Annotated in this window: 16 protein-coding genes and 1 pseudogene; 6 read left to right on the forward strand and 11 right to left on the reverse strand. The window is 69.0% G+C overall.

All coding sequences use genetic code 11. The features are described from left to right. Positions 1-2 precede the first annotated feature (2 nt). Positions 3-734, reverse strand: a complete 732-nt coding sequence (locus tag O7621_RS13370) for a UvrD-helicase domain-containing protein (protein ID WP_282234251.1) — start codon at positions 732-734, stop codon at positions 3-5. Positions 735-744: 10 nt separating this feature from the next. Further along, a complete protein-coding gene (locus O7621_RS13375) occupies positions 745-3,309 on the reverse strand; it encodes a DUF262 domain-containing protein (RefSeq protein WP_282234252.1) in 2,565 nt (854 codons plus the stop codon). A 248-nt stretch (positions 3,310-3,557) separates the two neighbouring features. On the opposite strand from O7621_RS13375, the gene O7621_RS13380 reads away from it, so the two are divergent. Beyond that, positions 3,558-4,739: an AAA family ATPase gene (locus O7621_RS13380; RefSeq protein ID WP_282234582.1), complete on the forward strand. Its 1,182-nt coding sequence runs from the start codon at positions 3,558-3,560 to the stop codon at positions 4,737-4,739. Between the two features lie 313 nt (positions 4,740-5,052). Here the strand turns inward: O7621_RS13380 and O7621_RS13385 are convergent, their stop codons facing one another. The 7 genes from O7621_RS13385 to O7621_RS13415 are packed head-to-tail and all read right to left on the reverse strand — an operon-like array spanning position 5,053 to position 7,593. Beyond that, positions 5,053-5,526, reverse strand: coding sequence for a hypothetical protein (locus O7621_RS13385; RefSeq protein WP_282234253.1), 474 nt, complete (start codon positions 5,524-5,526; stop codon positions 5,053-5,055). A gap of 10 nt (positions 5,527-5,536) precedes the next feature. After that, a complete protein-coding gene (locus O7621_RS13390) occupies positions 5,537-6,388 on the reverse strand; it encodes a hypothetical protein (RefSeq protein WP_282234254.1) in 852 nt (283 codons plus the stop codon). A gap of 40 nt (positions 6,389-6,428) precedes the next feature. Continuing rightward, positions 6,429-6,620: a hypothetical protein gene (locus tag O7621_RS13395; RefSeq protein WP_282234255.1), complete on the reverse strand. Its 192-nt coding sequence runs from the start codon at positions 6,618-6,620 to the stop codon at positions 6,429-6,431. Then, positions 6,620-6,835 (reverse strand): flavin reductase, encoded by a 216-nt coding sequence (locus O7621_RS13400; RefSeq protein WP_282234256.1) that lies wholly within the window; start codon positions 6,833-6,835, stop codon positions 6,620-6,622. Before O7621_RS13400 ends, O7621_RS13395 begins: the two co-directional genes overlap by 1 nt. Then, on the reverse strand, positions 6,832-7,038 hold the full coding sequence (locus O7621_RS13405) for a hypothetical protein (RefSeq protein WP_282234257.1): 207 nt from the start codon (positions 7,036-7,038) through the stop codon (positions 6,832-6,834). Before O7621_RS13405 ends, O7621_RS13400 begins: the two co-directional genes overlap by 4 nt. Further along, positions 7,031-7,273 carry a hypothetical protein gene (locus O7621_RS13410; RefSeq protein WP_282234258.1) on the reverse strand — a complete coding sequence of 81 codons (243 nt, stop codon included), beginning with the start codon at positions 7,271-7,273 and terminating at the stop codon, positions 7,031-7,033. Before O7621_RS13410 ends, O7621_RS13405 begins: the two co-directional genes overlap by 8 nt. After that, positions 7,270-7,593, reverse strand: a complete 324-nt coding sequence (locus tag O7621_RS13415) for a DivIVA domain-containing protein (RefSeq protein WP_282234259.1) — start codon at positions 7,591-7,593, stop codon at positions 7,270-7,272. The genes O7621_RS13410 and O7621_RS13415 overlap by 4 nt, the downstream gene beginning before the upstream one ends. A gap of 127 nt (positions 7,594-7,720) precedes the next feature. Between O7621_RS13415 and O7621_RS13420 the strand changes: the two genes are divergently transcribed. Next, complete coding sequence (locus O7621_RS13420) at positions 7,721-8,122, forward strand: winged helix-turn-helix domain-containing protein (RefSeq protein WP_282234260.1); 402 nt, start codon at positions 7,721-7,723, stop codon at positions 8,120-8,122. Between the two features lie 52 nt (positions 8,123-8,174). On the opposite strand, the gene O7621_RS13425 is transcribed toward O7621_RS13420, so the two are convergent. Together O7621_RS13425 and O7621_RS13430 are read right to left on the reverse strand one after the other, a co-directional pair. Further along, positions 8,175-8,585, reverse strand: a complete 411-nt coding sequence (locus O7621_RS13425) for a PIN domain-containing protein (protein WP_348775317.1) — start codon at positions 8,583-8,585, stop codon at positions 8,175-8,177. A 34-nt stretch (positions 8,586-8,619) separates the two neighbouring features. Next, on the reverse strand, positions 8,620-9,402 hold the full coding sequence (locus tag O7621_RS13430) for a hypothetical protein (RefSeq protein WP_282234261.1): 783 nt from the start codon (positions 9,400-9,402) through the stop codon (positions 8,620-8,622). Between the two features lie 453 nt (positions 9,403-9,855). Between O7621_RS13430 and O7621_RS13435 the strand changes: the two genes are divergently transcribed. The 4 genes and pseudogenes from O7621_RS13435 (at position 9,856) to O7621_RS13450 (ending at position 13,375) form a co-directional block, all read left to right on the forward strand. Beyond that, entirely contained in the window at positions 9,856-10,461 is a 606-nt protein-coding gene (locus O7621_RS13435) for a DUF4956 domain-containing protein (RefSeq protein WP_282234262.1), read from the forward strand. After that, positions 10,458-11,318 (forward strand): polyphosphate polymerase domain-containing protein, encoded by an 861-nt coding sequence (locus O7621_RS13440; protein WP_282234263.1) that lies wholly within the window; start codon positions 10,458-10,460, stop codon positions 11,316-11,318. Before O7621_RS13435 ends, O7621_RS13440 begins: the two co-directional genes overlap by 4 nt. Before the next feature lie 185 nt (positions 11,319-11,503). Beyond that, positions 11,504-11,701, forward strand: a pseudogene (locus O7621_RS13445) (chitobiase/beta-hexosaminidase C-terminal domain-containing protein); the annotation flags it as partial. A gap of 114 nt (positions 11,702-11,815) precedes the next feature. After that, on the forward strand, positions 11,816-13,375 hold the full coding sequence (locus tag O7621_RS13450) for a CotH kinase family protein (RefSeq protein WP_282234584.1): 1,560 nt from the start codon (positions 11,816-11,818) through the stop codon (positions 13,373-13,375). Positions 13,376-13,519 lie beyond the last annotated feature (144 nt).

Raw genomic sequence — 13,519 nt, forward strand, 5'->3', positions numbered from 1 at the left:
AGCTATCGCGGGAGGAATTGACTCGGTTGGCCTGTCCACGACACATGCAGCGCTTCGCGGGCGCGGGTGCAGGCGACGAACAGTACGCATGGTGGCCAGCCGTACCCCGCCGATGTCCGCTGACGGCTGGTCCTTGACCAGCACCGTCGGGATGCCGGCCTCGGCCAACGCCGCCTGCACCGGGTCCAGCCTGGCCTTGAACCGGGTGCAGACGGCGACCTCTGCCGGCCGCACGCCCTGGTCGAGCCACTCGCGGGCCCGCTGCACCAGCGCCGCCGCCTCGGCCGGCTCGTCCGGAACCCGGCCAGCGTCGGCCGCCGACCCCGCAGCAGCGACCGGTAGCCGGTCGGGTCGTCGCGGCCGTCCCCGTCGAGCAGCCCGGTCGACCAGGTGAGGATCTCCGCCGTACTGCGGTAGTTGATCCGCAGCCGGAAGCTGCGCCCGGCGGTACGGATCCCGAGCGCGGCCAGCGACACTTTCGCGTCGTAGACCCGCTGATGCGGATCGCCGGTGAGGGAGGTGTCGTCCGGACCGGCCGGCACCGCTGCCCGCAGCACCCGCCACTGCGCCGGGTGCAGATCCTGCGCCTCGTCAACCACCACGTGGTCGAACCGCAGAGACGCGTCCTCGGCGGCGCCGGTGTCGCCATCGGCGAGCAGCCGCGCCGCGTCGGCGCACAACTGCAGGTGGGTGGTGGCACCAGCGGCGGCCAACTCGGCGCGCAGCGCCTCCACAGCCTGGCGGTCAGCTCAACTGTTCACCCTCGTCGGCGTCGTCCTCGGCCGGCGGTTGCGCCTGCTGGTAGAACCAGCCAAGCTGCTCGATCAGCAGCTCACGGGCCGCCGGGTCGGCGAGTACCGACAGCCGCAGACCCGGCCGGAGCCCGATCCTGGCCGCCGCGATGCTCACCCCGGGGATCTTGTTGAGCCGCTGCCGGAACTCCTCACGCAGCGCCATGTCGTCGAACGGCACCCGGTTCTTGAAGTGCTGGAAGACGATCTCGAACTTGCCACTCGGGTAGATCGTTGCCGGCCAGATGTTGCCGAGCCGGTGGTCCTTGCCGCGGGCGATGAGGAAGCACGACGTCTCGTCGCCGGTGCCGTAGAGCAGGCTGCCACCGAGCGCGGTCCAGCGGTCGAGGACGGCCTGCACGGCGGCGGCCACCGGTGGATCCTGCAGCTGGGCCAGCTGGGTGCTGAAGCGTTCGGCGTGCGCCGCGCTGGATCGCGGCGACCGGGGGCGCGGCAGATCATCGGTGCTGAGCCCGGCGAGCTGGGCCAGCTCGTCCAGCGGGATCCGTTGCTCCGGAACGGCACGCCCACTGCCGTCGAACTCGACCCCCTCGGCCCGCAACAGGTCGAGCGGGTCGTCGGTACGGGCCGGATCGGGCCAGCGGAAGCCTGGCGAGACGGTACCCCCGGTCTGCAGCACCCGGTGTGCGTTTGGCACCGGATGGTTCGCCAGCCGTGCCCCGACCGGCACCGGGTGGCTGCCGATCAGCGCGGCGACGTCGCCGTATGTGGTCCACGAGCCGGCGGGCAGCTCGGCCAGCGCCCGGTTCATCACGTCCCACGGCACATCGGAGTCGTTGTCGCGGGGGGCCTCGACCGGGCCGGGCCAGAGCGAAATGATCTGCTCGGCCAGCGCCTCGCTGCGGGCCTGGATCTCTGGCCGCCCCCACCGCTCCTGTTGGGCGATGTCGCGGTTGAGCACGATCGGGCTCTTCGCCAACGCGGCTTTCTTCGCGTCGAACGGTTTGTTGCCCAGCTCGGAGTTGTATCCGGTCAGGGTCAGGTTGCCGATGGTGTGCACCAGCGACTCGTGCACGTCGGTGAAGTTCTCGTCGGGCCCGAGGTCGTCGTTGAGCATCTGCCGCCACTGCGCGGTCGGCGTCTGCGGCAGCACATGCTCGATGGTGAGCGAGTCGGCGGCCACTGGCTCCTTGCTGCGGTGCGCCTCCTCCAACCACTGCAGCACCAGGTTGCGCTGGTGCGCGCGTCCGTTGAGATAAAAGGGGATCGTCCTGGTCGACGAGCGGATCTGTGCGTCGGTCGCGTAGTGCTTGCGGCCGGTCGACAGGTACGCCCGGACCGCTTCGTCGACCGGGAGCTTCTGGTCCATCTCGGTGACGATCGACATCAGGATCCGGTTGACGTTGGCGGTGGCCCGACCGATCACCAGGCGGCGGACGAAGAAGCTCTCCACGTACCGCATGGCCGCGATGACCTGTCCGGCGGTGGCGGTGCCCTGCGCACGACGGTCCAGCAGGTGCAGCAGCAGCGGGTAGACAGTGGTCGCGCCCCAGGCACGCAGCCGGGTCAGCCGCCGCCGGACCTCGGGGTCGGGTTCGCTCTCCGGGTGCAGGATGATCTTCAGCAGCGCGCCGAGGTGACTGAACCGGCGTACCTCCGCTTCGATTTCCGCTTCGCCGCGTATCGCGTTGAGCCGCTTCTGGTGGGCGGCGTAGATGTCGGTCTGCTTGGCGCGGCCGTCGCGCTGCACCAGGTCGAGCCAGAAGAGCAGCTCGAGGTTCTTACGGTCCTGGTCGTCGGTGCTGAGGGTCTCCTGCAGCGGGAACCACAGCGACTTGTACACGGTCTCGCCCCGGGTCGGCAGCCGCATGAACAGGTAGTTGCGCAGCAGATCGGCCTGGGTCAACTGCAGGCCGGTGTTGTTCAGCGACTCGAAGATCCGGTAGACGTTGTCGCCGGCCTGCGCGGTGACCGCCACCAGCGCCAACCCGGTGATGACGGCGTTCTCGACCCGCGCGATGTCGAACGGGTCCTCGACGTCGTCGTACTCCCTCAGCCGGCTGGCGAAGAACCGGTACGCCGAGCCGACGTGGTCGCTGCCGCCGACCTGGGGAGTCGACTCCACACAGGCGAGGTAAGCGTCCCGGTCGGCCTGGGTGGGTACGAGTTTGAGCCGGTGCGGATCGGACTCGAACTGGTTGACCAGGTACAGCTGCTCGATCCGCCCCCGGTGCATCGGATCCTCGGTCTCGGCCCGGTGGTCCCGGATGGCGCAGAGCAGGATCGACAGCGTGGTGAGGCGTTGCTGCCCGTCGACGACCAGGAACTCCTGCACCCCGACCGGGCCGAGCCCGGGGCTGGGCGCCAGCACCACCGAGCCGATGAAGTGGCTGGCGGCCGGGTCTGCGCGGCGGTCGTCGGCGAGCTTCTTGATGTCCTCCCAGAGCCGCTTGCACTGCTGCTCGGACCACGAGTACGTCCGCTGGTACAACGGCACCCGGTACTGCTTGGTGCCTTCGAGCAACTTCTGCAGCGTCGTCTCCTGCGCCGCGACCATCGGCGACTCCCGTCTAGTGTGCACACTCCAGAACCCGGGCAATGCAACCAGAGTGCGCGTCAATGGACAACGGCCAGCCGTACGAGTTGCCGGGTGTTCGTTCGGCCCGCCGGAGGCGGTTATCGGACACCGCTGGAAGGGACTGGTTGCGTCCTTGGCAATTCGAAGCGGGCAACTTGCTGCGCCTGGCTGGCGGCGCTGCGCCAAGCGGGTAGCCTGCTGCCGCGGCCGTCCGACATCCCCCGTACCTGCTCAGGCTCAAGGTGAGCAACTTTCGCAGCCTCCGGGCGGTGGAGGTGCGGCTCGCCGCACTCAACGTACTCGTCGGGCCCAACGGCGCCGGTAAGTCCAACCTCCTCGACGTGATCGCCTTCCTCGGCGACGCCACCCGGGAGGACCTCGGGCCCGCGCTGGAGCGACGCGGTGGTTTCGACCGGGTACTGTTCCGGGGCGGTGGCGACCAGCGGCCCAGCATCACCATCGAGGTGGAAGCCGCTGTCACCAAGAACAGCAATCTAAGAGCCACCGACAACTACCAGCTCGGTGTGTCCCGGGGGAAGCTACGCGGCCAGACCGACCGCTACTACCTGCGGCGGTCCGAGACATTCGCCTTCAAACGGACCGCCGGACCGGGCCGGCGTATCGCGGTCTCCGGCAACCAGGTCACCTTCCACGGCCCCGAGGGTGGGGAGCGGAGAGCCAGTCTGCGCGAGGGTTCGCTGGGTTTGTCGACGTTGCCCAAACTCAGTGCCGAGGAGGGCGGCGAGCAGGTCGAAGCGCTCGCTGACATGTTCGCCAGTTTCCGGGTGTTCGACATCGACGTGGCTGCGGCCCGCCTGCCGTCGACGGAGCAGCGCAGTCGGCAGTTGGCCAACGACGCCAGCAACCTGGCGTCGTTCCTCGCCTACCTGGCCGATGAGCACAGCGACCAGTTCGCCGCGCTGCAGCGCGACGCGCGAGCCTTCATCCCGGGCCTGGAGGAACTGCAGTTCCGGCCGATCGGTGGTGCCGGTGAGGGGACTGTACTCACCCTGGTGGAGCGTGGGCTACCGGGTGCGACGACCCTGCAGGAGGCGTCGTACGGCTCGATCCGGGCTCTCGCTCTGCTCGCTCTGCTCTACGACCCGGCGCCGCCGCGTCTCACTTGCATCGAGGAGATCGACCACGGCCTGCATCCACACATCCTCGACCGGTTGGTCGAGTTGCTGCGGGAGGCATCCGAGCGCACCCAGTTCCTGATTGCGACCCACTCGCCGCCGCTGGTCAACCGGCTGACTCCGGACGAGCTGATCGTCTGTGAACGTGGCGAGGACGCCGCGTCGCGTATTCCCGCGATCGACCCGGACACGGTGCGGGCCATGGAACGGGAGCTGCATGGCGAAGGAGTTCGGCGTCAGTCAGTTTCTCGGGGATGCCCGGTGCCGGCGTAGGTCAACCAAGCGGTACGTCGGTCATCGTCCACGAGGTACCAGATCCGGCCGCCGCCGGTGACCTCGAACTGCCACCGCTCGTAGACCTGTCCCTTCCAACTTCCAGTGGCCAGGGAGCCCTTCAGCCGGTGATGTCGTTCGGTCGGCGGTCGGGCACGCGGTTGCGCCCGGATGGTGTCGTAGGCGCGCCGGAGGTTCGTCGCAGCCTGCCGTGCGAGCGTCTCCCAACCGTCGGCAGCCGAAGAGGTTGCGAAGCGCAACTCGTACTCGGTTCCGACAGCTGGAGGTGCTGCCCGGTCGCCTCGCTTGGGGCTCATTGCCGTTCTTCGGGCGGGTCGACCATACCCAGGTCGCCGTCCGGTTCTCGGTTGATGATCTCCAGCAGGGCCGGGTCGCTGTAGATCTCCGCCGTGTGCCGCCACTGCCCGAGCAGGGTGGCGATTGGGGACAGATTTTCCAGCGAGGCCGCGCCTTGGGCCACGGTGATCAGCTCCGAGAGCAGTTCGTCGACGTCTGACTCCGGGAGGAACGTTACCCAGGGCAGCGCCTCCTGAAGGACCCGCCGAACCGCCTCCACCGACCCGGAACGGACCAGGCCCGCCAGCAGTCGGGCGGTGAAGTCGACAACGATGGCCTCTCGTTCGACCTGGTCGGCGCGGACAAGGGCCAGGTCGTCCGCGTCGCGACGACGCAGCCGCAACGTACGAACCTCGTTCAGCCGTTCCGCGGCGGCACCAGGCCGATGCAGGAACTCGCTGAACGGCACTTCCTCATGTACCGCCACCATGACATCCACACTACCGTGGAAGTCGGGGGCGTGAAAGAAGGAGCACCGCGAGCGTGCCGAGCGTCAGCACCACGGTCGCTGCCACGGCGGCCAGCGCCAACGCCATGGCCGGCTGGTCACGCAGGACCGGGTGGCCGATCATTGACATGAACGCCTCGTCATAGCCGAGCTGCGTCGTCGCCAGCAGGGCCGCCACGGTCGCGAGCAGCACCACCGCCCGGTGGCGTACGGCTGCCGGCAGCGCAGACACCGCGACGAGGCTGAACAACGCGATCAACGCCAGAGCGCCGAACCCGATGCGCGCCACCGGAATGCTGCTGATCGCCACGGTGCCGCCGAACCGTTCGGCAACCAGTGGCGTGCCGGCGGCGCTGAGCGCCGCACACAGCCCTATCGCGACCGCAGCGGCCCAGAACCGGCCCGGAAGCGGTCGCTGCTCGCGGCCACCACCGGTCGCCGGTAGCAGCGACCCGCACAGCGGTACGGCGACGACCACGGCGAGCAGCAGGTGCCAGCCGGGCGCGGCGTGGTCGCGGACCCCGGTGACCAACACCACCAGCTCGGCGACCACGGCGACACCCGCCCCGAACGCGGCGGCCACCCGCCAGCCAGCGACCAGTGCCGCGACCAGCAGCGCCCAGCCGGCCAGCCGGGCGGTGCCGATCGGGCCGATGATGGTGGTCGGGGCCTGCTCGGCGAAGCGCCACGACCAGGCGGCGGCCTCGACGACGGGGCGGGCCTGGCGGGCCAGCACCAGCACCGCGGCCAGGGTGCCGACAGCGGCCGCTGCCGCCGGCCATGCTCCAGTGGAGGTCCGGGCGCGTGCGGCGGCCACCCGATGCAGGATCGCAGCCTGGGCCACGTCGACCACCTTCCTACCGCTGGCGTACGGCCGGGCGGGCTCACCCGGCGGCGGTTCTCCGGGTGAGACGGTAGCGGGGCGGGGGTGGGTCCGGGCGGCTGCGGTGCTCACTCTGGTGTTCGCGTACCCGGTCGTCCCAGGCCGCTTGGTCGTAGTCGGGGTCGGGTGGGATCCAGCGGTGGGAGCCGTCGTCGTAGTGCATCGGTTCGTCGCCGGGGCGCAGAATCGACATCACAGCCAGCCGAGAAATCGCCAGTAGAGGTCGCAGCCGTGCCCGGTCGGCAGGTCGGTCATCGCCTCGATCAGGTTGGTGGCGAGGTAGACCGACAGGGAGACGCGGGCGTCGGCGTACTCGATCTTGAGTTGTTGTCGGCTGTCGAGGCACGGCCAGGCGTGGCCGCAGCCGGCGCAGGTCCAGCTGGGGCGGGTGGGGACGTGCATGCTCATCCGGCGTTCTCCGGTTGGTCGGCGACGGCGACGATGTGGACGCCGAGGTCGTGCAGTCGGGTGAGTGCGACGTCGGCCCGCCAGCAATGGCCGGTGGCGGTGAGCGGGTCGCCGCAGGCGCAGTCGTCGGCGCGCGGTGGGTGCCGGTCGACCAGCGCGGTCAGATGGTCGATCTCAACGTGGCGGGGGACGGGGTCAGTCATCGGCCGGCGCGGTGCGGTCGCTGACCGGGTGGCCGCCGGCCGGGTCGGGGTCGACGTCACCCCATACCCGGGTACGCAGCGACGGTCGGTCGGTGGCGGACAGCGTGGTGTCGGCGAAGTCGACGACGTCGAGGTGGGCCAGCGAGTCCCGCAGCGCGGCGGCGAACCGGGCGGCGGCTTCGATGTCGGTGAGCCGGGTCGGCAGGTGGATGGTCCAGCGCGGTTCGTCGCTCACCAGTGACCTCCGTTGCCGCCGGTCTGGCGCTGGTGCTCCGACTGGTAGACGCCGGCGGGCGGGTCGTTGAACCGGCAGCCGACGTGCCGTTGCCGCCACTGCCGCAGCCCTTCGCGGAATCGGTCAACCTCGGCCCGGTCGACGGCGGCCTGCCGAGTCAGCCGGTCCAGCTCGTCGGCGACCTGCCGCAGGTACGCGTACACCGCCGCCGGGTCCAGCCCACGCCACCGGGTGTCGAACTGCATCGCCCTGACCTGCCAGGGCTCCACGAGTACGCCCTGCCGAGGCACCACCCGCCCCCGCCTGCTCCGCTGCTCCACGACTTCTCCTTGTGGGTCAACCGTCATGTGCCTTGCGTCGAGCTGAAGCTCGCTCGGCAGTCAAGGTACCAATGTCGGTACGTAGATACAATGAGACGTAGCCTCATCTACTACGTAGCGTGGCGTTGTGATCGACCCCAGCGCCGACCGGGCGGTGTTTCGCCAGCTCGCGGACCTGCTACGAAATCGGATACTGTCCGGCGAGCTGCAGCCCGGCGCGTCGTTGCCCAGTGAGCTGCGGATGGCTCAGGAGTATGGGTTGAGCCGTACGAGTGTCCGGCAGGCTGTCTCGATCCTGCGGTCCGAAGGCCTGGTCAGCGTGCAGCGACCACGCGGCACCTTCGTCCGGGAGGCAGAGTTCACCGACGCTGTGACGCTCCGCAAGGGCGACACTGCCTCTGCCCGCATGCCGAACCCAACCGAGCGTCGTGACCTGGACCTCTCGGAAGGCGTACCCATCCTCGTGATCAACCGTGCCGACGGCTCGACCGAGCTGTACGCCGCCGACCGCACCCGCGTCAGCAGGTAGGTCATCGCAACAGCCACTGGCTCCGGCGTCCGATGGGCCGGCTGCCCGTGCGTCATCGATTTGTGAAGAGATCCGGTCCGCCGTAAGTGTACGGCTCGTCGACCCAGACCCCGTCGATGCTCTGGCCCTGCGGGTACCCCTTGTCATAGGTCATCAAGGTGTCCGCCTGCCCGACGACGGCGGAGGCGAGATGGATCGCATCGGCGGGTTTCAGCTTGAAGCGCCGTACCATATCTCTCGCCTTCACAGCGACCTGGCGATCGAACTCGATCATGAGGAAGCGGGGGTTGTCGACGAGGGAGCGTGCCTGCTTGTCCTTGGCCGCGTCGAACGACGCCCTTCCCTGGCCGCGCACTTCCACCAGGCTCAGCGGCGAGATCATGATCGTCAACTGGCCAGCGTCGGACAACACCAGGAGGCGTTCGATCGGCTCGTATCCCGGATATCGAGTCAGGACATAGATCTAGCCGCAGGAATCAAGGTAAACGCTAGCTGGCTCACCGGGCCTGCTCACGCACTTCCTCCAGGTAGGCGAGAGGACTGAGCCCACCGGTCAGGTCTGGGTCTGCGCCGACGAGTCCTAGTAAGGGGGGAGCATCCGCCACCGCCGGCAGGATTTCGATGCTAGTGGCCATCATCCCCAGGATCTGGCCTGCCGCGCTGCGCTTGATCCGACCACGGACCGCAGCGTTGTGCCCGAGTGCGTGCTTCGCGGCTTCGACGAGCTGCGGCGGCAGGTCAACTTTGATCCGGCCTTCTCCACGGGGCGACCAGAGACCGAGGAAAGGCTTTGTGCGCACGCTCATCGAGTCGATCGAGCCAGACACCGAGCCGATCGACTCTCGGCGTACTTTCAGCGCCCGGTCCAGGTTGACCGACGCGCGTCGGGTGACGGCTACCGACTTGCGGACCTGGCCGTTGACGATGAGGGAGAGCTTCATCCCCGTGTCGGGCGTCGCCCCAAGGCGGCCGGCAAGCCGGCGCGCGGTGCGCGCCGCGTTGACGCCCCAACCATCGGGCAGCAGCTCCGCACCTTCGACCTGCTCGAAGCCATCGACAGCGCGAACGTTCAGCGCGTCCAGTTCGTCGTAGGTTGCGCCCGGCCCTGGCTCCAGGGGAGCCAGCGCTGCTCGTACGCTCCCCAGCCCCAGTCGGGCAAAGGTCCAGGTGCTTCTCGGCACCCGCCGCTGACCGACAGGTCGTCTCCGGTCTGCGTCTTCCAGGTCTGCGAGCAGGGCAAGTACCTCTTCCAGGCGTACCAGAGCTTGCCGAGCGTCCATCCCCCCACAGGGCCGCTCAGCGTCACGTCCAGCTCCGTGCGCACGGAGCTAGCTTCGCACACCAGAAGGCCGCGCTGACGCAGCCTGACTCCGAGCCGCGCTGACGCAGCCGACCGGCTCGGCTTCCGGCCCGACCGCGCAGCCCGAAACTTCCGGTGCCTGGTTGGACGGTGTCGCAGCCGTCCGGCCTGGCGGCTGCGTATCGGACCTCACCAGGCAGTTCTCTCGCACAGCGATGTCCAGATGCGGTGGTCTGAGTGGGGCAGCGGGACCACGTCAGGCGATAAGCATTGACGTATATCGATGAGATGGCTACCGTTTCGAGAGAGTTCCCGAAAGTTTACCGGAAATTCCGGCGCTGTTCGTCTGCCGTCCATACCTGCCCAGCCGGGCGGTGTGGCCGGCTGGCAGGACGCGTCGGCGTCCGACAGCGACCCAGGAGGAACGAACGAGATGACGCAGCTCGTCCTGTTCTCGATCGACATCTGCGCGGTGGCGCTGCTCGTCTTCGGGCTCTACTTTCCGCGCCACCGCCGTCGGGACCTCGTCGTGGCCTACCTGGGGGTCAACGTCGGCGTCCTGGCAGTGGCGAGTGCGTTGAGCGCCAGCAACGTCGGCGCCGGGCTCGGCCTCGGGCTCGCGCTGTTCGGCGTACTGTCGATCATCCGCCTGCGCTCGACGGAGCTGGACCAGCACGAGGTCGCCTACTACTTCTCCGCCCTGGCGCTCGGCATCCTCGGCGCGCTGAGCACCACCTCGATCTGGCTCAGCGCCGGCCTGATGGCCCTCATCCTGGCGGTGATGTTCCTCGGCGACCACCCGCGGCTGCTGCGGCACTACCGCCATCAGATCATGGTGCTCGACTCGGCGGCCACCGACCAGGTCGCCCTGGTCGCGCAGCTGGAGCAACTGCTCGGCGCCCGGGTGCACGGCGCCACCGTCCAACGGCTCGACCTGGTCAACGAAACGACCATCGTGGACGTACGTTACTCGCTTGCCGGGCGGCGTACCGCCCCAGCTGCGACGGGTGCGCCGGCTGTGGCGGGAGCGGGCCGATGACCGCCCTCGCGATCGCCGCCGCGCTCGGCGAGATGGCTCCGATCGATCTGGCCGAGCTGATCGAGCGCGCCGCGCTGCAGACCAGGGTGGACCGCAAGTACGTCGTGCCGCTGACCGCACTGCCGTCGTTGCTGAGTCAGCTGCCCGCCGGCACCCGGGTCCTGGACATTGACGCGGACCGGTCGTTCCGCTACGAGTCGATCTACTTTGACACCCCCTGGCTGGCCAGCTACCACTGTGCCGCCTACCGCCGTCGGCGGCGGTTCAAGGTACGCACCCGCACCTACCTCGACTCCGGCGACTGCTGGCTTGAAGTCAAGATCAACGGCGCCCGGGACAGCATTACCAAGCATCGGCTGCGGTACCTGTCACAGGACCGCAGCACGGTCGGTCCCGGCCGCGAGTTCGTCGATGAGGTGCTATCCCGGGAGGCCATCCCGGCGGACGGCGACTTCGCCCCGACCCTGGTCACCAGCTACCGGCGCAGCACGCTGCTGCTGCCGGCCACCACCAGCCAGCGCTTCAGCCGGGTCACCATCGACACTGAGCTGCGCTGGCGGTGCGGGTCGGCGAGTCTGACGCTGCCGCAGGTCGCCGTCGTCGAGACGAAGTCGAGCGCCGCGGCTGCGGCCGCCGACCGGCTGCTGTGGCGCGGCGGCATCCGACCGATGCGCATCTCCAAGTACGCGACCGGCCTGGCCGCGCTGCGGCCGGACCTGCCGGACGGCCCGTGGCGGCGCACCCTGCGTCGGCACTTCTGCGGCATCCCTGCGCCGTCGGATCGGCCGTCGGGCCCGGCGACGCACCTGACGCCGACCGTCGTACGCCACATCGAACAGGAGGCATCGTGCGTCTAACCGTCCGTAGTACCGGGGCCGCGCCGGCGGCCGTCCGCGCCGTGGGAGTCGCGGTCGCGGCTTCACTGGTCGCCGGGCTGCTCGTCTACCACTCCTTGCCGGCCGGCGCCAAACCGCTCGCTGCGGCCGACCAGATCGCGGCCGCTGACGCGGCCGAGGACCTGGTCGGCGACATCCAGTTCTCGGTGCCCAGTGGCACCTTCCAGGGCGAGGTCGCGGTGTCGCTGAGTACCACGGTCAGCGGCGCACAGATCCGCTACACCACCAACGGTCAGCTGCCGACAGCACAGTCCACGCTCTACTCCGGGGCCGCGCTGCGCTTCACCCGATCCACCCAGCTGCGGGCCCAGGCGTTTGTCGGCGGGGCGGCGGCCGGGGCGCCCGGTACCGCGATGTACGTCGCCCGCGCCGTCACCACCCGCCACGATCTGCCGGTGGTCGTGGTCGACACCTACGGTGCCGGCCGACCCGCCCGCGAGTACTTCGACTCGTCCCTGATGATCTTCGACCCGGGAAGTGGCACGACGGCGCTGGACGGCACCCCGGCGGTCGCCACCCGGGCCGGATTCCGGCTGCGTGGCCAGTCGTCGTCGACGTTCGAGAAGACCCCGTACCGGATCGAGTTCTGGGACAACGACGACGATGACGCGGACTACCCGGTGCTCGGCATGCCAGCCCAGTCGGACTGGGTGCTGCGTGGCCCCTTCCCGGACAAGTCGCTGATCCGCGAGGCGCTCGTCTACGACCTGGGCCGGGAGATGGGCCTGTACGCCCCGCGCTACCGCTTTGTGGAGTTCTACCGGAACACCGACGCCACCCCGGTCGGTGACGACGACTACATGGGTGTCTACATGATCGTCGAGACGATCAAGAACGCGAAGGAACGGCTCGACCTCAAGCAACTCGACGAGGACGATCTGACGTTGCCGAAGATCACCGGTGGCTACATCTGGAAGTTCGAGTGGATGGCTGCGGAGGAGCCGACATTGCCCTGCACCGGGCCGGCCGCCACCTGCTGGAACTACCTGGAGGTCGCCGACCCTGACCCGTTGCAGCCCGAGCAGGCCGACTGGTTGCGCGGCTATCTGCAGGAGTTCCACGATGTGCTGCGGGCACCCAACTTCGCCGACCCGGAGACCGGCTACCGGGCGTACATCGAGGTCGGCACGTTCATCGACCAGATGATCCTCAACGAGCTCAGCCGGGAGATGGACGCGTACATCCGCAGCGCCTACTTCTACAAGGACCGGGACACGAAGATCTTCGCCGGACCGCTGTGGGACTACGACCTGACCTTCGGCGTCGGTGGCTTCTTCCAGAACGACCAGACCGCCGGCTGGCAGTACCAGCAAACCCGCCAGCCGGTGGCGAACGACTGGTTCAACCAGTTGATGCGTGACCCGGCGTTCGTCAACGAGGTCCGGCTGCGCTGGCAGTCGTTGCGGCGCGGCCTGCTATCCGACGCGTCGCTGCGGGCCCGGATCGACGCCCTGGCCGCACCGCTGACCAACGGTGCGCAGCGTAACTTCCAGCGGTGGCCGAACCTGACCTCACCGATGATCGGGTTCTTCTTCACCCCGACCGCGCCGACCTGGCGCGGCCAGGTCGACTACATGCGGGACTGGATGCTGCAGCGGGCGGCCTGGTTGGACTCCACGGCCGGCTGGGGCGGACCGACCACCACGCCGCCGCCGACCACGCCGCCGCCGACCACGCCGCCGCCGACTACACCGCCGCCGACCACGCCACCCCCTGGACCGGGCTGTACGGCGACGTACTCGGTGACCAGCCAGTGGCCGGGCGGCTTCCAGGGTGACGTGCGGGTGACCGCGGGCCCGTCACCGATCACCGGATGGTCGGTGACGTGGACCTTCGCCAACGGGCAGACGGTCAGCCAGTCCTGGAACGCCTCGCTCACCTCGCAGGGGGCGACCGTCGCGGCGCGCAACGTCGACTACAACGGTCGGCTCGCTGCTGGCGCCAGCACCAGCTTCGGCTTTATCGGCACCTGGAGCGGCACGAACACATCACCGGCGGTGACCTGCACCGCGTACTGATCGGGTCACTCCATCGTGTCCCCGGTTCCGGCTCCCGACGACAGTTGTGGCCGGAACTGGGGACGTCTGCTTGTCGCGTCTGTTCGTCCCGCCGGGCGATGAAGACTATTCAGGTACGCGCGACGACGCAGGCCAGGCGTATGT

It is taken from the genome of Solwaraspora sp. WMMD937 (genome assembly GCF_029581175.1).
Classification (GTDB): Bacteria; Actinomycetota; Actinomycetes; order Mycobacteriales; family Micromonosporaceae; genus Micromonospora_E.